Origin of the sequence: Pseudoalteromonas sp. c7(2019), assembly GCF_011378625.1 — a bacterium.
GTDB classification, from domain to species: domain Bacteria; phylum Pseudomonadota; class Gammaproteobacteria; order Enterobacterales; family Alteromonadaceae; genus Pseudoalteromonas; species Pseudoalteromonas arctica.
In genome coordinates, this window is the sequence record NZ_WTKS01000003.1 from 148,498 (window position 1) to 173,417 (window position 24,920).

At 39.7% G+C, this 24,920-nt stretch carries 25 protein-coding genes; 12 read left to right on the forward strand and 13 right to left on the reverse strand.

The features are described from left to right. Positions 1 to 97: 97 nt before the first annotated feature. Entirely contained in the window at positions 98 to 1,201 is a 1,104-nt protein-coding gene (gene proB, locus GQR38_RS04330; RefSeq protein ID WP_165721072.1) for a glutamate 5-kinase, read from the reverse strand. Positions 1,202 to 1,320: 119 nt separating this feature from the next. On the opposite strand from proB, the gene GQR38_RS04335 reads away from it, so the two are divergent. Next, positions 1,321 to 2,280 carry a DMT family transporter gene (locus GQR38_RS04335; protein ID WP_165721254.1) on the forward strand — a complete coding sequence of 320 codons (960 nt, stop codon included), beginning with the start codon at positions 1,321 to 1,323 and terminating at the stop codon, positions 2,278 to 2,280. On the opposite strand, the gene GQR38_RS04340 is transcribed toward GQR38_RS04335, so the two are convergent. Genes GQR38_RS04340 through pdsO form a run of 3 tightly spaced genes read right to left on the reverse strand, consistent with a single transcriptional unit; the run spans position 2,175 to position 5,596 of the window. Beyond that, the gene (locus tag GQR38_RS04340; protein WP_084201288.1) at positions 2,175 to 2,780 is read right to left on the reverse strand and encodes a class GN sortase; all 606 of its coding nucleotides are present in this window, start codon (positions 2,778 to 2,780) and stop codon (positions 2,175 to 2,177) included. The genes GQR38_RS04335 and GQR38_RS04340 overlap by 106 nt on opposite strands. A 17-nt stretch (positions 2,781 to 2,797) precedes the next feature. After that, positions 2,798 to 4,819, reverse strand: a complete 2,022-nt coding sequence (locus GQR38_RS04345; protein ID WP_165721073.1) for a marine proteobacterial sortase target protein — start codon at positions 4,817 to 4,819, stop codon at positions 2,798 to 2,800. Positions 4,820 to 4,864: 45 nt separating this feature from the next. Continuing rightward, on the reverse strand, positions 4,865 to 5,596 hold the full coding sequence (gene pdsO, locus GQR38_RS04350; RefSeq protein WP_165721074.1) for a sortase-associated OmpA-like protein PdsO: 732 nt from the start codon (positions 5,594 to 5,596) through the stop codon (positions 4,865 to 4,867). A gap of 204 nt (positions 5,597 to 5,800) precedes the next feature. Here pdsO and pdsR point away from each other — a divergent pair, with 204 nt between their 5' ends. The 3 genes from pdsR to GQR38_RS04365 all read left to right on the forward strand — a co-directional run bounded on the left by pdsR (position 5,801) and on the right by GQR38_RS04365 (position 9,060). Next, a complete protein-coding gene (pdsR, locus tag GQR38_RS04355; protein ID WP_165721075.1) occupies positions 5,801 to 6,490 on the forward strand; it encodes a proteobacterial dedicated sortase system response regulator in 690 nt (229 codons plus the stop codon). Further along, positions 6,490 to 8,628 (forward strand): proteobacterial dedicated sortase system histidine kinase, encoded by a 2,139-nt coding sequence (pdsS, locus tag GQR38_RS04360; protein WP_165721076.1) that lies wholly within the window; start codon positions 6,490 to 6,492, stop codon positions 8,626 to 8,628. Before pdsR ends, pdsS begins: the two co-directional genes overlap by 1 nt. A 267-nt stretch (positions 8,629 to 8,895) precedes the next feature. Next, complete coding sequence (locus GQR38_RS04365; RefSeq protein ID WP_007581574.1) at positions 8,896 to 9,060, forward strand: hypothetical protein; 165 nt, start codon at positions 8,896 to 8,898, stop codon at positions 9,058 to 9,060. An 11-nt stretch (positions 9,061 to 9,071) separates the two neighbouring features. On the opposite strand, the gene GQR38_RS04370 is transcribed toward GQR38_RS04365, so the two are convergent. Continuing rightward, positions 9,072 to 10,316, reverse strand: coding sequence for a multifunctional CCA addition/repair protein (locus GQR38_RS04370; RefSeq protein WP_165721077.1), 1,245 nt, complete (start codon positions 10,314 to 10,316; stop codon positions 9,072 to 9,074). Positions 10,317 to 10,447: 131 nt separating this feature from the next. On the opposite strand from GQR38_RS04370, the gene GQR38_RS04375 reads away from it, so the two are divergent. Continuing rightward, a complete protein-coding gene (locus GQR38_RS04375) occupies positions 10,448 to 10,675 on the forward strand; it encodes a hypothetical protein (RefSeq protein WP_007581571.1) in 228 nt (75 codons plus the stop codon). A gap of 30 nt (positions 10,676 to 10,705) precedes the next feature. Here the strand turns inward: GQR38_RS04375 and GQR38_RS04380 are convergent, their stop codons facing one another. Genes GQR38_RS04380 through GQR38_RS04395 form a run of 4 tightly spaced genes read right to left on the reverse strand, consistent with a single transcriptional unit; the run spans position 10,706 to position 14,571 of the window. Further along, positions 10,706 to 11,206, reverse strand: coding sequence for a DUF1543 domain-containing protein (locus tag GQR38_RS04380; RefSeq protein WP_165721078.1), 501 nt, complete (start codon positions 11,204 to 11,206; stop codon positions 10,706 to 10,708). Between the two features lie 8 nt (positions 11,207 to 11,214). After that, positions 11,215 to 12,564, reverse strand: a complete 1,350-nt coding sequence (locus GQR38_RS04385; protein WP_010553151.1) for a sigma 54-interacting transcriptional regulator — start codon at positions 12,562 to 12,564, stop codon at positions 11,215 to 11,217. Positions 12,565 to 12,566: 2 nt separating this feature from the next. Then, positions 12,567 to 13,112, reverse strand: a complete 546-nt coding sequence (locus GQR38_RS04390) for a hypothetical protein (protein ID WP_165721079.1) — start codon at positions 13,110 to 13,112, stop codon at positions 12,567 to 12,569. A gap of 1 nt (position 13,113) precedes the next feature. Next, positions 13,114 to 14,571: a HAMP domain-containing sensor histidine kinase gene (locus GQR38_RS04395; protein WP_165721080.1), complete on the reverse strand. Its 1,458-nt coding sequence runs from the start codon at positions 14,569 to 14,571 to the stop codon at positions 13,114 to 13,116. Between the two features lie 330 nt (positions 14,572 to 14,901). Between GQR38_RS04395 and GQR38_RS04400 the strand changes: the two genes are divergently transcribed. The 4 genes from GQR38_RS04400 (at position 14,902) to GQR38_RS04415 (ending at position 16,057) form a co-directional block, all read left to right on the forward strand. Further along, positions 14,902 to 15,135 carry a cag pathogenicity island protein Cag25 gene (locus GQR38_RS04400; RefSeq protein ID WP_007581561.1) on the forward strand — a complete coding sequence of 78 codons (234 nt, stop codon included), beginning with the start codon at positions 14,902 to 14,904 and terminating at the stop codon, positions 15,133 to 15,135. Between the two features lie 24 nt (positions 15,136 to 15,159). Continuing rightward, a complete protein-coding gene (locus tag GQR38_RS04405) occupies positions 15,160 to 15,387 on the forward strand; it encodes a hypothetical protein (protein ID WP_007581559.1) in 228 nt (75 codons plus the stop codon). 187 nt (positions 15,388 to 15,574) lie between these two features. After that, positions 15,575 to 15,811: a hypothetical protein gene (locus GQR38_RS04410; RefSeq protein WP_007581558.1), complete on the forward strand. Its 237-nt coding sequence runs from the start codon at positions 15,575 to 15,577 to the stop codon at positions 15,809 to 15,811. Between the two features lie 9 nt (positions 15,812 to 15,820). Beyond that, positions 15,821 to 16,057, forward strand: coding sequence for a calcium-binding protein (locus GQR38_RS04415; protein ID WP_024598659.1), 237 nt, complete (start codon positions 15,821 to 15,823; stop codon positions 16,055 to 16,057). A gap of 51 nt (positions 16,058 to 16,108) precedes the next feature. On the opposite strand, the gene GQR38_RS04420 is transcribed toward GQR38_RS04415, so the two are convergent. Further along, a complete protein-coding gene (locus GQR38_RS04420) occupies positions 16,109 to 16,561 on the reverse strand; it encodes an energy transducer TonB (RefSeq protein WP_165721081.1) in 453 nt (150 codons plus the stop codon). A 177-nt stretch (positions 16,562 to 16,738) separates the two neighbouring features. Further along, positions 16,739 to 17,260 (reverse strand): energy transducer TonB, encoded by a 522-nt coding sequence (locus GQR38_RS04425; protein ID WP_101163424.1) that lies wholly within the window; start codon positions 17,258 to 17,260, stop codon positions 16,739 to 16,741. A gap of 172 nt (positions 17,261 to 17,432) precedes the next feature. On the opposite strand from GQR38_RS04425, the gene GQR38_RS04430 reads away from it, so the two are divergent. Then, positions 17,433 to 19,115, forward strand: a complete 1,683-nt coding sequence (locus GQR38_RS04430; RefSeq protein ID WP_165721082.1) for an amidohydrolase — start codon at positions 17,433 to 17,435, stop codon at positions 19,113 to 19,115. Positions 19,116 to 19,167: 52 nt separating this feature from the next. On the opposite strand, the gene GQR38_RS04435 is transcribed toward GQR38_RS04430, so the two are convergent. Continuing rightward, on the reverse strand, positions 19,168 to 20,007 hold the full coding sequence (locus GQR38_RS04435) for an HDOD domain-containing protein (RefSeq protein ID WP_024590070.1): 840 nt from the start codon (positions 20,005 to 20,007) through the stop codon (positions 19,168 to 19,170). A gap of 296 nt (positions 20,008 to 20,303) precedes the next feature. Between GQR38_RS04435 and GQR38_RS04440 the strand changes: the two genes are divergently transcribed. Further along, positions 20,304 to 22,004: a Zn-dependent hydrolase gene (locus tag GQR38_RS04440; protein ID WP_165721083.1), complete on the forward strand. Its 1,701-nt coding sequence runs from the start codon at positions 20,304 to 20,306 to the stop codon at positions 22,002 to 22,004. Between the two features lie 41 nt (positions 22,005 to 22,045). Here the strand turns inward: GQR38_RS04440 and GQR38_RS04445 are convergent, their stop codons facing one another. Continuing rightward, entirely contained in the window at positions 22,046 to 22,450 is a 405-nt protein-coding gene (locus tag GQR38_RS04445; protein WP_165721084.1) for an HIT domain-containing protein, read from the reverse strand. A 111-nt stretch (positions 22,451 to 22,561) separates the two neighbouring features. On the opposite strand from GQR38_RS04445, the gene GQR38_RS04450 reads away from it, so the two are divergent. After that, positions 22,562 to 24,787 (forward strand): S9 family peptidase, encoded by a 2,226-nt coding sequence (locus GQR38_RS04450; RefSeq protein WP_165721085.1) that lies wholly within the window; start codon positions 22,562 to 22,564, stop codon positions 24,785 to 24,787. Positions 24,788 to 24,920 lie beyond the last annotated feature (133 nt).

Here is a 24,920-nt window from a genome sequence, read left to right on the forward strand (position 1 = left end):
ACAATTTAAGGAGCCAGATTTTAGCACAAATTTACAATCAAAAAAGTGTAATACTGCGAGAATTACACTCAAGTAATTTAATTTACTAAAAGTGCTTCTATAGCAAGACCATATCATCCCTATGAAGTACTTCTGCGCCACTATCGTAATCGAGTAACTGGCCTATTTGACTAGAATGCGCACCCTTTATTTTATTTACCTCGGTGCTACTAAAGCGCGTTAAGCCCCGTGCAATTACTTGATTTTTATTATCTATTAAATCAATTAAATCACCGCGTTCAAAACGTCCAAATGCATTAGTAACGCCTTTAGCAAGTAAGCTTGCGCCTTTATTTTGAAGGGCGCCAATAGCACCTGCATCTATAACAATTTGGCCGGTACTTTTAGGCCCGGCTAGTAACCATTTTTTACGGCCATCTTTTGGAGCGGTGAGTTTTAAAAAACGCGTGCCTGGTAACTCGTCACTCATGCATTTTAAAATAACGTTTTTACCTGCGCCTTTAGCAATAATAACTTCAACACCTGCGCGCCTTGCAATGTCGGCGGCCTGCAGTTTAGTCGCCATACCGCCGGTGCCTAAATTTGTACCACTGCCACCAGCAAGTTGTCGCAGTTCATCGTTTATATGTGTTACTTCGCCAATAAGGGTGGCATCGGCGTTTGTGCGCGGATCGCTGGTAAATAACCCTTCTTGATCGGTAAGTAGCAGTAACTTATTAGCATTAGCCAAAATAGCGACAAGTGCCGATAAATTATCGTTGTCGCCTACTTTTATTTCGCTGGTAGCGACTGCGTCATTTTCGTTAATGATGGGTACAACGTCGTAATTTAATAACGCATTGAGTGTATCGCGGGCATTAAGGTAGCGCTCTCTGTCGTCTACATCAGCGCGAGTTAGCAGCATTTGCCCTACATTTACACCGTATAAACCAAACAAGCTCTGCCAAATATGAATAAGTTGACCTTGTCCAATTGCAGCAAGCATTTGTTTATCAATTAAGCTTCTGCCACAGGGTTTTAATAGTTGTTCGCGCCCAGCAGCAACTGCACCGCTCGATACTAAAATAACGTGATGACCTTGCTTTTTAAGCTCGCAACATTGGCGTACTAATTCAACCATATGTGCTTTATCTAGTTTATCGGTGCCTCCAGTAAGTACGCTTGTACCAAGCTTTACAACTATTACCTGTTCCCTTTGCATGTGCTTTTTACTACTGATTAATTAAAGATGAATTAATTTATACCAGCTCGGTATTTTTGAACAAGTTAAAAATATTCATGCTAGGATCTGATTTTATTAAATTATGTAAATTACTCTCTATGCCTGCCAGTTTATGTTTAATTATTGCCACCTTTTTATGGGGCAGCTCTTTTATAGCGCTTAAATACGCCATTGCCATTTACGACCCTGCATTGGTGATATTTTTACGCATGCTCACCACGTTAGTTTTGTCGCTTTGTTTATGGCGCTACGTTATTCGGTTTGAGTATTTAAAAGGTGACTGGAAGTATTTAGTGGGTATGTCGCTTGCTGAGCCTTGCTTGTACTTTTTATTTGAAGGTCATGCAATGGAATACACGTCAGCCTCGCAGGCCGGTGTTATTGTGTCGTGCTTGCCTATTATTATTGCGCTACTTGCCTTTTTATTGCTTAAAGAATACATAAGTAAATCCATCGTGGTCGGTTTTACTTTGTGTATTGGCGGCAGTATTTTACTTACGCTTCTTTCACCCAATTCTGAGCAGGCACCTAATCCGTTGTTGGGTAACTTTTTAGAGCTTATGGCTATGGTGTGCGCTGCATTTTATACCGTAAGTATTAAACATTTAGCTAATCGCTACTCGCCCCTGACTTTAATTGCGTTGCAAGGTATTAGCGGCAGCTTGTTTTTTGCGCCATTTTTGTTTTTTATCGACCTACCAAGCGAAAACCAACACGACTTAACCGCACTTATGAGCATTTTGTATTTAGGCTCGTGTGTAACTCTTGGCGGGTATGGCATGTACAACTATGCAATTAGTAAAGTATCGGTATTAACCGCTGCTGCGTACTCTAATTTAATTCCTATTTTTACACTTATTTTGTCAGCTATTATTTTGGGCGAAGTGCTCAACGTTTGGCAATGGCTGAGCATATTTGTGGTATTTATTGGTGTAATGGTAAGCCAGCGCCATCAAGAACTTGTGGTTGATATACCGCTTAGTGAATCGGGCGAAGACATTTGCGCAGATACAAGCAATCTTAAATCAGTACCCGAGGCAAGCGAATCAAAAGGGTAACAGGTAAGCAAATACAGCCCAGGTGTTTGTAAAAATGTGTTTTGGGATTGATGAATAACCTCAATCCCCGTTACTTTATAATTTTGTATCACCCCACTTTGCAGTTGCAAAGTAAACGCCTCCCCCACTTTGGCGTGTTGTAAAAATGCAAAATGGGTGTCGTTATGCCCTGCTATTAGCGCGCCTTTTTCGTTTCCAAACTCTTTTCCGCCAAGCTCCCCTGCGGGTAAAAATTGGCTTGGCGCAAACGCTAAATTACGACCACTCGCTCCAGCCAATACACTTAATGTTTTATTATGGCTTGGCCAATCAAGCTTTGCAGTCACGTAGCTGTCGGCGTAATACCACGGTTTTACTTTAGTGCTGGGTGATTTAAGCGCCTCTTGCCATGCTTGTTCAATTAATATTTGAGCAAGCCACGCTTTTGCCTGCATATAAGCGCCGTGACCAAATAATCCAAGCCCAGCGATTAGTAAGCCCGCGCTTAGCCACTTTTTCATTTTAAGTCTCTTTTCATTTAGGGATTCGCTCTGTGTTTAAATTTAAGAGCGCCAAATCCCAATAATAAAATACAGCCTAATACTATGTGCAGCCTACTTTGCCCATCGGTTTGTGGTAAACGCATTGCCATACCTTGTGGTACTGCATTACTAGCTTGCGCCGTTTGCTCTGCCACTTCTTTTATTTGAGTTTGTTCAATTGCTATAAAAGCAGTAAACGGGCTAAGTAATTGATGAGTAAGTGCAAGCTCCTGTACTTCATCTTTAACTGTATTTTGCTCGTTGTATAAAAGTAATGACTTAATTTTTTGGCGCGCCCACAGTTTTGCTATACCTTGAGCGCTTGAGCTATTTTGTGTACTTAATTTAATACTTAAAGGCCCTTGTGCTGTTTGCCCAGCAAGTACCACACTTTTAGCATTATTAAGTTTTATAGCGACCATAATAGGCTCGCCAAAATATAAATCAGGTAGTGGTGATGGCCAAAAATCTAAGTTGTTACCGCTTTCATCGCTTAGCGCCAAATTAGTAATAGCCGGATGTGCAAGCTTATCAAACAACTGCTGCATTTTAGGTTGCACCTCACTTGTGCTGCTTATAAACGTAAATGAGCCCTTACCGACATCTGCCGCTCGGCGCATAAAAAAGCTGTTAGGTGCGCTGCCAATACCCACTGTAAATAAGCGGCTATCACCTAATTTACTTTGAATATTTTTGAACAATGCGTCTTCATTACTTACGCTACCATCAGTTAAAAATACAACTTGGCGTACAAAACCATCAAACTCGCTGCCATCAAGTACGGCATTAAGCGCACCTTGTATTTCTGTGCCGCCGTCGGCTTCTAGGCTATAAATAAATCGCTCTGCACGGCGTAAATTAAAGTCGCTGGCTATAAGTGGTTTATCGCTCATTGGAGTCACTATGTTATCAAAACCAATTATGTTAAAGCTGTCGTCGCTATCGAGTAATGACAGCGCATAAAACAAGGCTTTTTTAGCTTGCTCCATAGATTGCCCGTGCATAGAGCCAGACGTATCAACTACAAATACCATTTCGCGAGGTAATCGCTGAGTTTGTGTAAAGTAATCCCCCGGTGGCATTAGCATAGCAAGGCCGTATCGGTCACCATTTTCAAACTGCTGAGTAAAAAATGCGGCTTGAGCTTGCTCTTTTTGCAGCGGTTTAAACTCAAGTACAAAGTCGCGATTAACTGCATTTGTCTCATTTAACGCTATTTTATATTGCCCAAACGCAGTGTTTTGTACATCAACATTATGAAATTTAGAATTGATATCCACCAGCTCTAAGCCTACGTCTATATCAATGTTTAAGCTAAATTGGCTGCTTGGTACGTTATCAGTTTGAGTACTATTTTGAGTGATGTTTTGAATGCTGTAAACAGGGCTTAACCATCCCGTTGGGAGCGGATTAACATGCGCTTGATTTTGAGTATTAACCTCAACCTCACCACTAATCGCGTGATAACGCGGTGTAATAGTCGTAGGAAATCTAATAGCAAATGTGCCGCTGCTATAGTCAATTATTTCTTGATACTCAAGCTCAATAATCACTTGCTCACCAGGACCAATATTTGCCACATTCGTAATAAACATATTGGCGCGTTGCTGGCGTACCAGGGCCGCTTGCTTACCTGCTTTTTTAGCCTCCTCGTATTTTTTTTCGGCCTCTACCTTTTTATCAATTTGGCCTTTAATGACTCGCTCACCTATACGCATCGTCATGGCGTGCACGGCGCTTTCATCTGGCAATGGAAAAACGTAGCGCGCGTTAACTGCAAACGGGTTTTCGTTTTGATAGGTTTGCGTAACTACAACATGATTAATTAGGCCAGTTAAGGTCATATTGGCGTCGCTTTTTAATATTATTGCTGGGCCTGCTGGCGCACCATTGCTATCAAAAAGCTCTAACTTGGGTGATTGCGCATGGCTTTTAAAGCTAGCTAACAGCACAATCGCTATGAATATAAAAATGCTTACTTTAGTAAGCATTTTGGTTGGTTTACTCAATTTAAACATAAATCACTCCATCGAACGCTTAGCTTTACTTAGATTCAGTTAGTTTTAGTTACTCGCCGTTTGGCCATTTACACTATTCATTGAGCGAGTGGTAAGCGTTACGCGTCTATCAAAAAAGTTATCTTCCACCGTGTTGCTGTTAGCCAATGTTTGCTGCTCGCCAAATGCCTGCGTGCTTAAGCGTTTATGGCTCACACCGTGTTTTATTAAATAGCTTTGCACGGCATTTACACGCGCTTTAGAAAGTAAAAGGTTAGCTTGCTCATCGCCGCGTTGATCGGCAAAGCCACTTAAATCAAGTGCGAATTGTGATTGGTTGTTTAACAAGGTAACGAGTTGATCTAACTGCAGCGCAAAATGCGGGGCAATAACACTTGAACCTGTTTTAAATTGCACCGTCATCGCCAATAAGTTATTAATTTGAACTTGAGTTAACTGCTCATTTTGATTGGCAAGCACTTCTAGCTGTTGCTCTAACATATTATTGTGGTTAAGCACGTGTTGGTAATCGCTGGTTTTTTCTTTCATAACCGTAATTGCACGCTCTTGCTCTGCAATTTTGTTATCTGCTACTTTTGAATCACCTATTAAACCACCGGCAAATGCCCCAATAAACGCACCTATTGGCCCGCCTACTACGCCGCCAATAATAGCGCCTGCACCTAGCCCAATAGCCGTTTCTTTATGGGCTTCTTTTGATGGCGTGTTAGATGTTGAGGCAATTGCTGGAGTACAAAAACTAGCAACGAGTGTTAATGCAATTAATGTCTTCTTCATGATGTGATCCTTAAACTTACTTTTTAATTTGTGATGTTTTGTTTTGATGGCTGTATTAAAACAAGCTCAAGTGGCAATAAAGGGGATCAAAAATGGCAAACTGCTGAGCAATTGTGGCAAAAAAATGGCAATTGCCTTTTTAAGCGTACTTAGCTAAAAAACTTCGTTATAGTGCACAACAGAGGCAATAGGATAATGATTAAAATGAAAAAAATAGCCATCGTTGAAGATGAACCCTCAATCCGCGAAAACTACATAGAAATGCTGAGCGCACAGGGCTACCAAGTTAGTGGCTTTGCCGATCGCGCTTGCGCTGAAGCTGCATTTAAAAATGCTCTGCCCGATTTAGCCATTGTTGATATTGGTCTAGGTCATGAAATAGATGGTGGTTTTTTACTGTGCCAAACATTGCGAATGCTTTCTAAAACACTGCCTATTATTTTTTTAACCGCCCGCGATAGCGAAATAGATACCGTATGCGGCCTGCGCATGGGCGCCGACGACTACCTAACAAAAGACATAAGCTTGGCTCACTTGGCTGCGCGTATTGGTGCGCTATTTCGCCGAATGGAAGCTCTTGAACAACCTGCTGATGCAAATGCACTCATAACACGCGGGCAGTTAACGCTCGACACACAACGTATGCAGGTATTTTGGCAGCAACAATTAGTTGATTTAACCGTAACCGAATTTTGGATGCTGCATTCACTCGCCCAGCGACCAGGCCATGTTAAAAGCCGTAACGAATTAATGAGCGATGCAAAAATTTATGTAGACGACAGCACCATTACTTCACACGTAAAACGTATTCGTAAAAAGTTTATAGCACTCGACAGCGCCTTTGATTGCATAGATACCGTGTATGGCATGGGCTATCGGTGGGAACAACACTAATGCTACGATTTGGTCTGCGCAGTAAATTTATATTACTTTCATGTTTTTTGTTTTTGCTACCGTGGCTTGGCTACGAGTACGTATGGGAAATGGAAAAGTTTTTACGCCAAGGCCAAGAAAAAACTCTCGTAGGCACCACTCGAGCACTTGCTACCGCATTGCATGAGCGCCCCGCATTATTTGACGAGCAAACCAACTTTTTAGACCAAGTAGTAAAAGGCCGCGATTTATACGCTTATAATCTTAAAAACCCTATTCAGCTCGACGGAAAGCTTAACGATTGGGACAGCTACCAGCCGTTATTTTGGCATTACGACAAACGCTACTTACAAAAAACAGATAACAAACATAAAGCCAGTGACTTATCGTTTGATCATATGGTGGGAAAATTTGATAACTACTTATACGCCGTATTTAAAGTCACCGACAATACCCTTATTTATCGCGCTAAAAATAGCTTAAGCATTACCAATAACGATTATTTACAAATTGGCCTAAAAACGCCAGACGGTCAGTTTAATACTTACATTATTGCGCCGCGCCAAGATGGTTGGGTTAATGCGTTTGATGCAAATACCAAAGCCCCTTTTACAAAAATTCAGGGCTATTTTGAAAGTACCAAATCAGGATATAACGTAGAGCTGCGCTTTCCTATTAACATGCTGGGCAACAAACTTGGCTTTGCCATTGTTGATGTAGATAATAAAGAGGCATTGTTAGAGCCTAAAATAATGTCCACTTCAAACTTAAATAACCCAAACGATTTAGGCTCGGTATTAGTCCCTTCTCCAGAAATTAGCCGTATTTTAAAAGGCATGGGCCACAGTGGTAGCCGCATTTGGGTGGTTGATAACCATCATCGTGTACTTGCACAATCGGGTACTATTCAAAATGCAGATGGCGTTTGGGCTGATGGACTTGCTAACCAAGCTCCCGAGACGTGGTGGCAGCGCTTTGAGCAAAATTACTTGCACCCAATTTACTATAAAATATTAACGCGCCCCGAAAATGAGTTTTTAGATACCCTGCACGATGTAGCCTCTATGCAGGGCACACATTTAGCGAAAGCATTAAAAGGACAACCAGCATCGTCTTGGCGATTAACACCCGACAGTAAAGCCGTTATTTTATCGGCCGCTTACCCTATTTGGATCCAAGACCAAGTAATTGGCGCGGTAATAGCAGAGGAAACCACAAACGGCGTACGTACGCTGCGTAACAAATCGCTCGAAAAACTCTTTAACGTTATTTTAGCTGTGATGCTAATTGGTACTGTCACCTTGTTCTTTTTTGCCTCACGTATATCGAACCGAATTAGGCGACTGCGCGATACAGCTGAACAAGCAATTGATGCACAAGGGCGTGTTACCGGCAGTATTAATTACAGTGACGCTAACGATGAAATTGGCGACCTATCGCGCAGTTTTTCTAACATTGTGAGCCGACTTGGTGGCTATACCGATTACTTAGAAAATATGTCGTCGCGGTTATCGCATGAACTACGCACGCCTGTTGCGGTAGTACGCTCATCACTTGAAAACTTACAAAGTTTGCCACAAAATGAGCTAAGTCAAAAATACCTCGATCGCGCCAGCGAAGGCGTTGAACGCTTAGGTAAAATTATAACCACCATGAGCGAAGCTACCCGCCTTGAGCAAAGTATTCAAAGCAATGAACCCGAGCCATTTGATTTACAAAAAGTAATAAATGGCTGTATGCAGGGCTACCAACTTACTTATCCAAACCAGTTATTTACGCTTGATTTATACCAAGAAAAATTGCCTATGCAAGGCGCACCAGAATTTATAGCCCAGCTACTTGATAAACTGATTAACAACGCGCTGGAGTTTAGTGAGGCCAATACGGCTATTAATGTAGGCCTTAAGCAGAGCGAAAATAAAGCAATATTAACAGTGAGTAACACAGGCCCCGCGTTACCCGAAGGATTAACTGAGCATATTTTTGACTCTATGGTGTCGGTACGTAGCCAGCAAATGCAGCAACAGCCACATTTGGGGTTAGGGCTTTATATTGTAAGGTTGGTGTGCGATTACCATAAAGGCAGTGTAACAGCGCAAAATAACGAACAAGGTGATGGTGTCGTATTTACCGTAACACTGCCGTTAGCTAATGGTTAGAGCTGTATTTGTACCGTTATATTTATAGCCACAGCATTATATGCAAATAGTAAGTACGCAATAAATTAAATTCAGCTGTATATTTTTAGTTAAAAAGAGTTATTAAAATTTACCTTAACTCCATATAAATTAACAAATAAACCCCTCTCATCCCTCAAAACCTGCCGGTTACAATTTAGTACAACTTCAAATGTAACTATTCACTTTTAATTCAGTCGAATGACCATACCCTACATCATATTAAAGTATTAAATTGAAGGAATACTCATGAAACCATCACTAGAGCGTGAAGAACTAGACTTTATTTTTGACTTATACAGGCCCTCTAAAAAACCTGAGTCTGAAAATGTAAAACCAAAAAGTACAAACTACAAAGAGCTAAGAAAGCACGACGCGACTAAAAACCAAGGCGTATCGCACTACTTAGTCTAATTTTATTACGCTTAGGACTTCTCATGTTCTAAAAATGCTTTAATGCAGTTTATTTCTGCAAGTTTTACTTCTTCGCCTATTTCAGGGCCTTTTTTGCCATTTTTAAGTGCATTTTGCACTACTTGTTTCTTATCCATTTTTTGCAGTTCAGTATGAATTGCTCGCAGTTTAGCTGCTTGCGGGTATGGCTTATCAACAAGTGTTTCACCACGCCCTTGTGCATCGCATTGGCATGCTTGGGTAAACGCCATAAAACGTTCTGGGTGTACCAACGCATTTAAGTTAGTCACTATTAGCTTGTGAATGGTTTGCGGCCTTAACTGGTCAATCGTGTGGCAAAGGGTGTGATTATCACTGGTGAGTACACCAACATCGCGAAAACGGTTAGGCACTTTTAAGCGCTCACAAAACGCCTCAATAACTGCAACACCTTCGCGTTCGTGCCCACGTAGGTTTCCATATTTTTTAAAACTAAGCGCTTTTCCAAAATCATGGGTTAGTGCAGCAAAACGTGTTTCTAAATTAAAATTTAAATCGGCTGCACGCCTAAGTACCAGCATAGTATGTACAAATACATCACCTTCAGGATGATGGTTTGCCGGTTGCGGTACGTTAACCATGCGCTCAAGTTCTGGAAAAATACCTAAGCCTTGCAGTGCTTCAAAATAAAGCTCAGGGTGCTTTTCACCCAGTGCTTTTTCAGTTTCAAGCCACACGCGCTCAGGTACTAAATGATTTAGCTCACCTTTATTTTTAAGCTCGCGCATTAATGCATACGTACTTGGGTGAATACGCCAATCACTGCCATAGCGCGCTAAAAAACGGGCAATACGCAGTACTCGAACAGGGTCTTCTACAAATGCCTCAGTGGTGTGGCGCAGTGTTTTATTTTGTAAGTCAGCTTGGCCATTAAACGGGTCAATAATATTACCGTGTTCATCAAGCGCCATTGAATTTATGGTTAAATCACGCCTTGCTAAATCTTCTTCGAGCGTTACCGTTGGGCTGGCATCAACCACAAAGCCAGTATAGCCTTTGCCGCTTTTACGCTCTGTGCGCCCAAGTGCATATTCTTCTTTTGTTTTTGGGTGCAAGTAAACCGGAAAGTCGCTACCTATTGGTACAAAACCAAGCGATTCCATCGTTTTTGGTGTTTCACCAATCACTACATAATCGTTATCTTTTGATTTTATATTTAGCAGTTTGTCGCGCACTGCACCACCAACGAGGTAAACTTTTTTTAAGTTACTTTTCACTTTATTCCCATAAACATTAATAAAATTGTTTGATACTAATCATAACATTAATTAAAAAATTCTGCGGTGTTTGCCAAGCTTAAGTAAGCTCATTACAATGGCGCATTATTTTCAGCTATAGCCCACAATTAATGAAAAACCATTCATCAAAAAAAGAACTTATGTTACTACCCATTTTATTAGTGGTTATTTTAATGTGTGTGGCGGGTCACTTTTTACTACAAGCAAATTTTCAAGACAGTAATGTGGTTGAATACATGTTAGCAGCACTGCCGTTTGCTATGTTTGGATTGGTTATTGTGGCGTTTAAAATGGCGGCTAAAAGCGAAAAGGATGAACAAAACGAGCAGGACTCTTAATCCTGCTTAGTTTTAGCTACTTATTATAATTTAAAGTATGTGATAGCCAAACCAGTCTGGCTTTATAGGCTGCGATATACCGCTGGGCGTGAGCTTAATGTTTAGCTGGCTGTCGAGTAAATCAATGGCAAAGCAATCGTCTACGTCATGTAAATCATCTTTATGGATATGGCTAAGCCCTGCTAGCAAATCGCTTTTAGCTCGCTCTTTAGCTTCATGGCTACTGCTTGCAACATACATTGCAAAGTCGTGTTGCTCAGCCATAGAATCACTTCTGTAAGCGCCTAAATTTACAAAATAGAGTTGTTTATTTTGCTCCACATAGCTATCGACTATTTCTACTTTAAAGCCATCAATATGATTAATTGCCATGTAGCTATCCATGTGAACACTACTTCTGTCGCCTACCCATTGGCTTTTTAACTTTGAATAAGTTTGCTCTATGGTTTGCCCTACAACAAAACGAATATCATGCATTTCAATGTGGCAACCTTGAATCCGGCCACCTAAATACACCATAAATAACTGCATGCTTTTCCTTAACCTAAATTATCAACATCAATATTATGCTTTTTAATCAACTTATAAAAATCTGATCGATTGCGCTTGGCAAGCTTAGCGCCTTCGGCTACGTTACCACCTGCCATTTTTAAAGTGTTAATTACATAGTCGCGCTCAAACTCTTTTTTAGCGTCGTTTAGTGATAATGGTTCTACGTTTGTTTCGTTACTATTTAGCGCAGCTAATACTAAGTGCTCTGAAATAACATCGCTTGGCGTTAATGCTACAACCTGCTCTACTACGTTTTGTAGTTGGCGGATATTACCTGGCCAGTCGTAACGCACAAGTGCATGCATAGCATCGCTTGCAAAGTGCTTTTCAGTTTGCTTCATGCGCTTAGCAATGCTTGCACTAAAGTGTTGTGCTAATAAGCTTATATCTTCGCGGCGCTCACACAGTGGCGGTAATTTTAAATTAACTACGTTTAAGCGATAGTATAAATCTTCTCTAAATTGCTGGTTTAAAATAGCTTCAGGAAGATTTTTATGTGTTGCCGATACAATACGTACATCAATCGCTATTTCTTCTTGAAAGCCTACGGGGCGAATTGTTTTTTCTTGTAATACGCGCAGTAACTTAACCTGCAAGTTAAGTGGCATATCGCCTATCTCGTCTAAAAATAGCGTGCCGCCCTCAGCTTGCTGAAACAAACCTTGGTGATCTTTAATTGCGCCCGTAAAAGAGCCTTTTTTATGACCAAATAATTCAGACTCTAAAAGCTCCCCTGGTACAGCGCCGCAGTTAATTGCAACGAAAGGGCCACCGCTTACATGACTATGCTGATGAATCGCCTGTGCGAGTAGCTCTTTACCTGTACCACTAGCCCCCGAAATCAATACATTAACTTGCGTTGGCCCAAGTAGTTTTACTTGCTCTAACAAGTGCAGCATTGCACCACTGCGCGTAACTATATTACTTTTAGGTGCTGCTTCATCTGCATTAACACCATGTATTTCTATCGCTTTAGCAAGGCTATCAAATAGCTCATCTTTATCTACAGGTTTAGTTATAAATGCAAAAATGCCCTGCTTAGTTGCCTCTACGGCATCAGGAATTGAGCCATGCGCTGTCATCATAATGACAGGTAATGCAGGGTAGCGGCTTTGCAGCTGACGATGCAGTGCCATGCCATCCATTTCATCCATACGTAGGTCGGTTATTACGGCGTCAAACACTTGGCTTTTAAGTATTTGTAGTGCGGTTAAGCCGCTTTCACAGGTCGTTACTTCGTATCCTTTTGATTCGATACGAATAGCGAGCAGTTTTAATAAGCTAGCGTCGTCGTCAACGAGTAATACTTTTGCACCTTGAACTTTAGTTGCTGCCATAGTTACTGCTCCTTAGTTTCTTCTCGTAGTAAAAGCTGCTGCTCAATAGTTGCTAACGATGAGAGGGTTTCTTGCATTTTATTGTTAAGTGCTTGCTGCTCTTTTTTAGCATTTATTTGCATAGTCACTTGCTGCTTTTGAAGCCATAAATATTGCTTTATATCATCTGGCCAAAAGTAAGCAAGATCGAGTTTTAGCAACTTAGTCATTACCGTATTTGGATCATCATTTATGTTTAAGCACATAAATTTAAAAAAACGTTTAAGATCGTTTTCACCTGTAAAAATATCTTTTTTTTGCACCAATTTAAATCCGCCACACTGATTAGCGTGCCATGCAATAACTTGCTCTGCAGGCGGATAGCTTGGTTCAATTTTTGGTCTGGGTTTTGGACTAGGTTTACTGTTTTTGTCGTTTGCTATTTTGGTATCGACCACAGGTGCAGGTGTAATTGACACACGCTCTTCTTGCCCATTATTAATTTCACAACCTGATATAACCATGCTGCTACTGAGCACACATAAAATAGCGGTTAAACGCAAGCGCATGTTAATTAACTCCTAGATTTTTTGTTATGGGAATTTTAATTGAAAACCGGCAACCATGCGGCTCGTTATGCTCAACAGTAAGTGTACCTCTTAGCTGTTCAACAGATTCTTTCACAATAGTTAAGCCAAGCCCACTGCCTTGCAGCGTAACATTTTTACTGTGTTTACCTTGATAAAATGCGCTGAAGATTTGAGTTTTTTCTTGCTCTTTAATACCGCACCCTTTATCAAGTACAGCAATACAAAGTTGGTTTTGCTCAAGCGCTAAATTAATAGTAACGCTTTGCTTATCTTGTGAAAATTTTAAGCCATTTGAAATAAGCTGAATTAAAATCATCTCAATAAGCTCACTAGGTAAAGCAAGCTGTTTATTAGGTAAGTTATTTTGCCATTGCAGAGCTTGCTGACGCGCACTTAAGCGATGTTCAAAATGGCTATTAATTTTATTAATAAGATAGCTAAACTCAACTTCGCTTAGGCTGTCTTTACTGGTGCGAATCGCATTATAACTCAGCAGGCTGTCAATCATTGTACGAAGGCGCACCATAGATTGGCTAATAAGCTCAAGCACTGCTTTTTGCTCAGCAGTAATTGGGCCTACTATTTCATCAGTTAGTAAATCAGTGCCTTCGACCATTGAAGCAAGCGGCGTTTTTAGCTCATGGGTAACATGGCGTAAAAAGGTATCTTTTTGCTGCTCAAGCATATGAAGTTGCTCTTGCACCCATTGGAGTTTTTCTCCTAGCTCAACTAGCTCAGCGGAGCCTTTCACAGATATTTTTTGCTGCCAATGCCCCTGCCCTAGCTTATCAATAACCGTAGTTAACCCTTTTAGTCGCCCACTTATACGCCATAAAAAACCACCACCAACAATTAAAGTAAGCGGAATAAGTGCCACCAGCCAGTTTATAAATGAAGTTTGTAGGCTTGTAAGCTCATTTTGGTTATTGGTAATTTGCGCTTCATTTTTATCACGTAACCATAAAGTAAGCTCAGCAACTAAATCGCTCACTGGCACAAATAGCTCCGCTTGCTGTTGTTTTTGCTCAACAAGCTCTACATGCGCTGTTTGTAAGGTGACATATAAGCGTTGCCATTGGTGGGTGTAATCTTTATCCATGTTAACAAATTTAAGTTCATCAATACTTTGCAGGGATGATTGCCATTTATCGACAATGAGCTTATCTAACGATTCGCTTTTTAATACCCAGTTTTGCCTAGTGGCGCGCTCAAGGCTGTTGAGTTCTTGTTTTAGAGTATTAAACGATTTGGTAACTTGGTAGTTGTTACTCACGATACTTTGAGTCACTGCTAATTGCTTGTTAAGCGCATTTAAAAATACAATCACCACTATAGAAAGCGGGAGTAACGAAAGCAGCATACTCATTGCAAATTGCCCAATTAAATTAGGCCGCCAGTTAAGCATTGCATGGTATTTTTTAGCTATGGTTGCTGGCATTTCGTTTAGTCCTTTTAAGTTAAGCGTTCTATTATTAAGTGCTTACCTTATACACTAGCTGAACCAGCAATTATATTTAATACGATTAACAGCCAGCGCTACATAAACAATGTGTCGCCAAATAGAGACAACGTAAACCATTGATTTTTAAACCCTACCTTTAATCTCACTACATAGTGTTGCAAAAGGCACACAAAAATTACAATAAACCCCGTAAAAACTTCCCACCTCTTTCAAGTTAAAAATATAAACACTTGAAAATTAACAACAATTATTTTTGGCATCATTTTTGTAGTAGGAGTAATAACTTTAATCAATAAGGAAATAATTATGAACAAACGCATTTTAGTAATTTCATCATTACTGGCTTTAGGCTTTTTAGGCGCTAACGCACACGCAATGGACGTTCACGCGACTTTTAACGAGCTTGATAAAGACAGTAATGGCACATTAAGTGAAGCCGAAGCAGGTGAAGATGCCGTTCTACACGAGAATTTTTTACAAATTGATACTAATCAAGATGGGCAATTGTCGCTAGATGAATTCAAAAAATTTATTCAATAAGCTCATTCAATAAGGAACGTGATTATGAAACAACTTATAGCCGCTTTTTCATTAATGTTTTTAGCAATTAGTGCCACCGTAATTGCATCGCCAACAAACGTGCGCTTTGCCCATTTAGATAAAGATATGGATGGACAAATATCAATTGTAGAAGCAAAGGAAGACAAAGAAGTAATGAGACAATTTGCCGACTTAGATGAAGACGGTGATGAAAAAGTCTCAAAAAAAGAATTTGAAAGCTTTAAGCCTTAATGAGTAATTACTGATTAAGCTTTACTTAAGCTTGTTACAAGTAAACTGAATTTAAAAGCATTTGCCATAATCCCTGAGGGAGTGTGTAAAAGGATTTAATGTTGGGAGTTAAATTACGGCAAGTGCTTTTTTCCTTTTTACTTTATTTTAGCCACGAACTTTTAATACATCTTTTGGAAGGAAGACCATGAAGATACTTTCCCTTGTTATAAGCATTTTAATGCTATTAAGTTTTGATGCCGCGGCACTTGATGTAAAGCAACGCTTTGATCACCTAGATAGCGACAAAAGTGGCTATTTAACACACGACGAACTTGATCCCCAACCACAACTTTTAAACACCTTTGTAAAATGGGACAAAAACCAAGATAACCAAATTTCGCTAGTCGAATTTAAAAGTTATCTAACTAACAACCTTTACTAAGTGATTTGTATGAAAAGTATTAGCTATATAACGCTGCTGGCGTTTAGTATTTTTAGCACATTTAGTTTTGCCGCAAGTAACGACATTGCAAAGCAATTTAAAAAGCTAGATAGGAATAAAGACGGTTTTTTATCACGTTCAGAAACCGCTATAGACCCGGCTTTGTGGTCACGGTTTTCAAGCTACGACAGTGACAAAGACGGTAAATTAGCATTAAATGAATATGGCTTATATGCAAGTAAGTAGTTTTATAGCTAGGTAAAAAAACACCTAGCTTATTATATTTATTAATTACGTTCAGGCTTTATCTTTAGAACAATGCGCCAAATACTCTGCATCAGTAGGTTTTGGGCTCACCATAAAATCCATTTTGAGATAAGTTAGAATAGATTGCTTACTCATATTTTCAGTTGTCGCTTTCCAGCGCCATAAACCCACAGCAGCTGCCGCATTATTATCAAACACACCCTCAGGGTAAGACGAGATAACCTTATACCCTTGGGCTTCACCTTGTGAATTAATTAACGTAGCAAGCTCAACACAACCTGAAATACTTCTTTTTGCAGCTTCTATCGGATATCGCGGCTCTACTCTTTTAACAACATCCCAATACTCACCTGCCTTACTTCGCAGTTCAGGACTCGATAAATCAATAATACTCAGCATTTCATCGCTTACTTGTTTATCAGACGTTGAGCTACAGGCTGTCAGTATCATGCTCAAGGGGAGTAATAAATAGAGAGCTTTCATAGCATTTCCTTATTCTTGATGCTTATTTAGTTATTTGTAATATTCGTATTAAACTCATACCCATCAGGTTTTATAAAGGTTCGATCCAAAATGTTACACACACTGAAGGTAACTTTAAAGTGAGGTAAATAAGTACTTTTTTCAAACCTATAATTTTCACTTTACTTGAAATGTTCATCAGTAGGAGATTTTTTTAATTTTACCTGTTACTTGAAATGTTTCGCCAGCCGGACAATTTTTTAAATATTTTTTACCTACTGGTATTGAATCAATCATGAAATCAATTCTGATATGAGTAAGTACAGGTTGTTTAGCTACATTTACGGCAGTAGGTAGCCAAGCCCATGCACTTAAAGATCTCGCTGCGGCTTCATCAAATAACCCTTTAGGATATGAGGAAATTACTTTATACCCCTGCGCCTTACCCTCAGAATTAATAATAGTCATTAACTCTACACAGCCCGCTAAGCCTTTTTTTGCTGCCTCTACTGGGTATCGTGATTCAACTTTTGTAAAAATACTCCAATAGTCTTTCACCCTATCGCGCAGCTCAACACTTGATAAATCTATATAATCGCGTATTTCAGCATTTGATACATCAGTATGGTTTAGCTTTTCTACACTTTTATCTGCAGTAGGTGTCGATCCACATGCCGCAAGTAATGAAGTTAATGGGAGTAATAAATAGAGGGCTTTCATAGCGTTTCCTTATGCTTTATTGATTATTTTACATACTAAATAATCACATCAATTACCTATTTTGTAAACAGTTAATATAGAGAAAAGCCTTAAAATGAGGTCTATCAATTCATTGGTATTATAAAATCAAGTTTGTTAATGTAAGTAAATTAACAATAAAAATTAAGTAACTATGCCACTCAAAAAAATAATCAAACCACTCATACTAGCCAGCCTTTGCGCTAGTTCTAGTTACACTCTCGCACAAACAAAAGTAATTTATAACGCCAATGGTTATACCCCTTTATACAAAGGTGAAGTACAGCAGTTTTCTACCCTCGTTATTAAAAATGGCAAGGTAGTTAAGCTCGGTAGCGAAACACTTAAAGATAGCTACCCAGATGCCAAGCTAATTGACGCGCACGGTAATACCTTATTACCTGGCTTAATTGATGCTCATGGGCACGTTATTGGCCTTGGCGACAATTTATCGCAACTTGACGTACGCGGCGCAACATCGGTTGATGAAGTAACAAATAAACTAAAAGTATTTGCCGATAACAAACAAGGTTGGATTATTGGGCGAGGTTGGAACCAAGAGCTTTGGGCTGATACACGCTTTCCTACGGCTAAAGATTTAGACAAAGTAGTGAGCGATCGACCTGTGGTTCTTTCGCGGGTTGATAGTCACGCCATTTGGGTTAATTCAAAAGCGCTCGAACTTGCTGGGATTACCGCCCAAACAAAAGCGCCTGAAGGCGGTGAAATAATTAAAGACGAATTTGGCAATCCTACGGGTATTTTTGTAGATAAAGCAGAATCGCTAATTACCCAGCATATGCCAGCCCCTTCAAAGCAAGATATAAGTGACTCACTAGATGCAGCAGGTAGGCATTTATTAAGTTTAGGCATTACCTCTACTCACGATGCAGGTATTGATAAAGCCACATGGGAGGTTTACAAAGAGCGCGGCGACCTTGGTAATTTACCGCTACGTATTGTGGCAATGTTAAGTGGTGCAAGCCCTGATTTAGATACAATGTTAAAGGCAGGCCGATACCACGACAAAAATGACTTTATGGAAATTCGCAGTGTTAAAGTTTACGCCGATGGCGCACTTGGCTCTCGCGGAGCTGCTCTGATTGAAGAATACGCAGACAGACCTGGTCACCATGGTTTAATGCTTGAAACACAAGAAAAACTCGAAGCACTCTTTACACAAAGCTTTAAAAGCGGCTTTAGCGCAAATACCCACGCAATTGGCGATAAAGCAAATAAAGTAGTACTTGATGCTTATCAAAATGTGTTTAAAAAAACGGGCGGTATATTACTACGTAACCGAATAGAGCACGCACAAATTGTAACGCCTGAGGATATCCCTCGCTTTAAAGCGTTAAAAATAATCCCTTCAATGCAGCCAGTACATGCCACTTCTGATATGCATATGGCAGAGCAACGCTTAACTGAAAAACAATTAAGCGGTGCCTATGCTTGGCAAACATTTTTAAAGCAAGGATCGGTTGTTGCAGCAGGCTCTGATTACCCGGTAGAGCTTGCAAATCCATTTGATGGTTTGTATTCAGCCATTACACGCATGGATCATAACAAACTACCTGAAAACGGCTGGCGCGCAAGTGAAGTACTAAGCCGCGAAGATGCATTACGTGCATTTACTCTCGGTGGCGCTTATTCAGCTCATCAAGAATTTAAGGTGGGTAGTTTAGAAAAAGGTAAATGGGCCGACTTTATTTTAATTGATAAAGACTACTTTAAAGTACCTGTTGACGAGATATACAAAACAAACGTACTGCAAACATGGGTAGCAGGAATAAAACGGTACGAAAAAACCAAAACAGAAAATACTATCGATAAATAAATAAAAAGGGTTAACGCAAGTTAACCCTTTTTATTTGTGTAATAAAACATGTTTAGCTAAACATGTTTTTCACATCTTTTAGCATATCGTTGTATTCATCACTTGTGAATAATTGCATAGACGGTATTACACCTTTATCTATGTACGTTTGCAGCGCTGCTGACTTATCAGAAACCTGTAATGTTCCCTCTAAAATAGCGCCTACTCGAATAAAGTCTACGTAACTAACTTTATCAGGTTTGTAACTTGGATCTGCCCAGCTTAGAGCTACATCAACAAACTCTTTAGGAAATTCCCACGCTTGCATAATCGACGAGCCAATTTTCCCACTCAGCTTTTGAATTGCGTGCGCTAAAAAGCTTGGGTTGGCAAACACTTCAGGGTGGCGCTCAGCTTCTGTTAAAATTGGTAATACACCAATATTATAAACAAGCGCAGCTAATGTAATTGAATCACGATTTAATGAAGTGTGTTTATTGTTTTTTAAGTAAAACTCCATGAGTGTTATTGAATGGCTAGCAACGGTTAATGTTTTTTGCCAAGCCTTGCCCATGTAGCCTTTAATTAGCTCATTGTTTGATACAAATAATTGCTCCATAGCCATAGCCGTTGCAATATTTTTAATTTGGCGCAACCCAATGCGAGTCACTGCTTGTTGTAAATTAGATACTTTTACAGAACGTCCCATAATCGCACTATTAGCTACTTTTATCATACGAGCTGAAAGCGCTGGGTCTTGTGAGATTACATCTGACATTTGCATTAAATTCACATCAGGGTTATCTGCAGCTTGGCGAACCTTAATCGCTACTTCAGGTAGCGTTGGTAAAACCAACGTATCGTTATTTATTCTATCGACTAGAATCGTTAATAAAGCGTTTTCTGTAGACATAAAGCTGCCGTCCTTTTGTGTTCAGCCTGTAAAGTAACTGCAAACTCAGGCAGTTAATTTTCGTATTAGTAATATAATTAGTATTGTCTAACTTACCGATAAAGTTAAGAAAATTATAGAAGTTTATTTTTATTTATAATGCTTTATCGCTCATGCTTGCCTTACAACGCCAAATACTTGCTATTTACTATTTAGTTTTGCTTTAATGCACTCACAATAAGGAAGCGTTTGTACATACTTAATATTTTAACTAAAGCAGTACAAATTATTAAACTTACTTTTTAACAGGCAATATAATGATCTTAAATAAAATTAGCCAAGCAATTATGCTCTCTGGTGTTGTTTTTCTTAGCGCATGTTCTGAACAAGCGCCGTCTTCTACCGACAACACAGCCACAGAGCTTGCTCAAAAAAGCAGTGCACAATCAGGCCCTGAGCTTATTAATGCAAATAACCAACGTTTAGATATTTACACCGACTTTAGCTTACAAAGTGATTTATCGCACTTAAGCGATAACCAACGAGCAATGGTTGCAAAGCTTATTGATGCTTCAAAAATAATGGACGAGTTATTTTGGAAACAATCTTTTGGCGAAAATAAAGACGCTTTTTTAGCAAAACTAAACGACGACAAAGTACGTAAATTTGCCGATATTAACTACGGTCCATGGGATCGTTTAAATGGCGATGAAGCGTTTTTATCCAGCTATAAAGAAAAACCTCTTGGCGCACAGTTTTACCCTGCCGATATAACCAAAGAAGAGTTAAACAATGCAGATGTTGAGGACAAAACAGGCCTTTACTCTGTAATTAAGCGTGATGAGCAAGGTAAGCTTTACAGCGTGCCATATTCAAAAGAATACGCTAATGAGCTTGCAAAAGCCGCTGACCTTTTACGTCAAGCAAGTAAACTTGCTGACGATAAAGAGTTTGCTAACTATCTAAACTTGCGTGCTGATGCTCTACAAAAGGATGACTTCCAAGTATCTGACTTTGCTTGGATGGACATGAAAAATAACCCGGTAGATGTGGTTATTGGTCCAATTGAAACTTATGAAGATCAATTATTTGGTTACCGCGCAGCTTATGAATCTTACGTACTTATTAAAGATTTAAAATGGAGCGAACGCTTAGCTAAGTTTGCCGCATTTTTACCGGAGCTTCAAAAAGGCTTACCCGTTGATGCTAAGTACAAACAAGAAGTACCAGGCTCTGACGCCGACCTAAATGCATATGATGTTGTTTACTACGCTGGGCATTCAAACGCGGGGAGTAAAACAATTGCAATTAACTTACCAAACGATGAGCAAGTACAGCTAGAAAAAGGGACTCGTCGCCTGCAACTTAAAAATGCGATGCGCGCTAAGTTTGATAAAATTTTAGTGCCAATTTCAGAGCAGTTAATTGTACCTGAGCAGCGTAAACACATTACTTTTGATGCCTTTTTTGCCAATACGATGTTCCATGAAGTAGCGCATGGTTTAGGTATTAAAAATACAATTACTGGTAAAGGTACTGTTCGTCAATCATTACAAGAGCACGCGAGTGCGCTTGAAGAAGGTAAAGCCGATATTTTAGGTTTGTACATGATTGAGCAATTACTTAAAAAGGGCGAAATTACAGAAGGAACTATTGAAGATTATTACACGACCTTCATGGCGGGTATATTCCGCTCAGTTCGTTTTGGAGCATCAAGTGCGCATGGTAAAGCAAATATGATTCGCTTTAACTTTTTTGCTCAAGAAGGCGCTTTTTCTAAAAATGAAGAAGGCCTGTACCGCGTTAATATGGAAAAAATGAGCATTGCAATGGCCAAGCTTTCTCGCTTAATTTTAACCTTACAAGGTGATGGCGATTACGAAAAAGTAGATCAACTAATTGCAACGCATGGCGATATAAAAGAAGAACTTGCTGAAGACTTAGAAAAACTAAGTAAAGCAAATATCCCTGTAGATGTAACGTTTAAGCAAGGTAAAGAAGTACTAGGGCTTAAGTAGTTTTAGTTAAACTTAGTTAAACCCTAAAAAAGCGTTGCAGCTTAAAACTGCAGCGCTTTTTTTAACTCTGTAATTTGTACATCTGTATACGGCACAACTGGATACTTACCCCAAATTGGCGCAGGCCAAGCAGCATCAGTAGTAAAGCGTGCTATATGATGAATATGTAATTGCGGCACCATATTACCCAAGGCCGCTATGTTTAATTTATCCGGGCTAAACACATCCATTAATAATTCACTTAGCTTGGCTGACTCTTTTAAATACACAATTTGATCATCCTCAGATAAATCAATTATCTCTTTTAAGTTAGCCTGCCTAGGCACTAATACAAACCACGGATATTGGCTGTCGTTCAATAAAAGTACTTTACACAGTGGCCAATCGGCAAGCTCTATACAGTCGCGTTTAAGTTCTGGCGCTAGTTTAAATTCAGGGTGAGTCATTGTTATGTCCTACTTTGTCTTTAATAATCGCCACTTTATAGCATTTAGTTGCAGTTGCACACGCTTGGCTTTACCATCAAAGCAATATTTATAATAAGCTAAGGCAACCTTGTGCTAAAAAAAATAAAACACCTCTCACTAGCCCTACCATTAATGGTTGGCGCTATTAGTGTTCAAGCAAAACCTTTATCGTTGGAGCGTATTTTTGACGATCCGAGCCTTTCTGGTAAATCGCCTGTACAACTTAAATTTTCGCCTGACGGCAGCCGTGTAACTTATTTACAAGGCAAAAGCGATGACTACAACCGCTACGATTTATGGGAATACAATCTAAAAGATAACACCAACCGTGTGCTAGTTGATTCGGCAAAGTTATTTTCAGGCCCAGAAAACCTATCTGATGAAGAAAAAGCACGCCGCGAACGCCAACGTATTTTTGGTAAAGGCATATTAGAATACAAATGGTCTAAAGATGGCAAAGCACTTTTATTCCCACTCAATGGCGACCTTTATTATTACGATTTAGCCTCAGCTAAAAGTAAAAAACTAACCGACACTGAAGCATTTGAAACCGATGCACGCTTTTCACCTAAAGGTAACTACGTATCGTTTATTCGAGAGCAAAACCTTTATGCTTTAGAGCTTGAGTCTGGTAAAGAGATTCAGCTTAGTAAAGATGGCGGCGGCGTAATTAAAAACGGCATGGCCGAATTTGTTGCTCAAGAAGAAATGAGCCGTATGACAGGTTACTGGTGGTCAGGTGATGAAACTAAAATTGCCTATACACGCGTTGACGAAACCCCAGTAAAAGAAGCTATCCGTAACGAAATTTACGCTGATGAAGTTAAATTATTTAACCAGCGCTACCCGTTTACAGGTACCGATAACGTAAAAATTCAACTCGGTGTGGTTAAGCTAAATGACCAAAAAGTAGATTGGATTGATTTAGGTAAAGATGAAGACATTTATATCGCGCGTGCTAAGTGGCTAAAAGACGGCAATACACTGTCTTACCAATGGCAAAATCGCTCGCAACATAAATTAGAGCTTCGTTTTTATAACAGCGAAACTAAAGTCCAAAAAGTAGCATTAATCGAAAACAGCGAAACGTGGATTAACCTACATTTTGATCTTGAGTTTTTAAAAGACAAAAAACATTTTGTATGGGCATCTGAGCGCGACGGTTTTAAACACTTATATCTGTATCGCACAAACGGTCAACTTGTTCGTCAAATCACCTCTGGTGATTGGGCTGTTGATAGCTTAAAAGGTATTGATGAGAAAAAAGGCATTGTTTACTTTGCCGGCCGAAAAGATACACCGCTTGAAAGCCATTTATACAGCGCGCCTTTATTTAAAAAAGGCGATGCCAAACGTATCACCGAAAAAGGTCAGTACCATAATGTTGTGCTAGCAAAAGACAGCAAAACCTTTATCGATAATAGCTCGTCTGATAATAAACCAAATTCAGCAGCGCTTCGTAAAGTAAACGGCGAATTTATTACATGGCTTGAAGAAAATAAGCTAGATAGTAGCCACCCGCTTACTCCTTATTTAAGCGACTTAACAAAACCAGAATACGGCACAATTAAAGCCGATGATGGCCAAGTTATGCATTACCGTTTATTTAAGCCTAGCAACATTACTGATGGCAAAAAGCACCCTGTTATTGTTAACGTATACGGCGGCCCGCATGCCCAACGAGTGACAAATAGCTGGCGCAGTAAAAACTTGTACTTTCAGTACATGGCGCAACAAGGTTACGTAATTTTTCAACTGGATAACCGTGGTTCGTACAACCGTGGTAAAAAGTTTGAAGATGCTATTTATAAAAACCTAGGCGTGGTTGAAGTTGCCGATCAAATTAAAGGCGTAGAGTTTTTACGTACACTTGATTACGTAGACCCACAACGCATCGGTGTTTATGGCCACAGCTACGGCGGCTACATGGCACTTATGACTATGTTTAAAGCAGGCGATTACTTTCAAGCCGGCGTATCGGGTGCTCCTGTAACCGATTGGGCTCTATACGATACGCATTACACAGAGCGTTATTTAGGTCACCCTGATACGAATGCTAAAGGGTATGAAGACAGCGCAGTATTTCCATATGCTGATGGCTTAAAAGGCCCATTAATGATTTATCATGGAATGGCTGACGACAACGTGCTGTTTACGCATTCAACTAAATTGTTTAAACAACTGCAAGATAACGAAAAACAGTTTGAAATGATGACCTACCCAGGCTCTAAGCACAGCCTACGTGGTAAACAAGTGCAAACACACTTACATCAAACAATTACAAACTTCTTTAATCGTCATTTTGATGTTAAATAAGCAAGTAAAGTAATAACAGACTAAAGGCTGATTGATAAATCAGCCTTTTTTTTGCATTAATGGGCGTTAAGCCTAGATTAAACTCTTTTTTTAGCTACGCTTATTCTATGCGCTAAAGCGCACACTTTTTGAG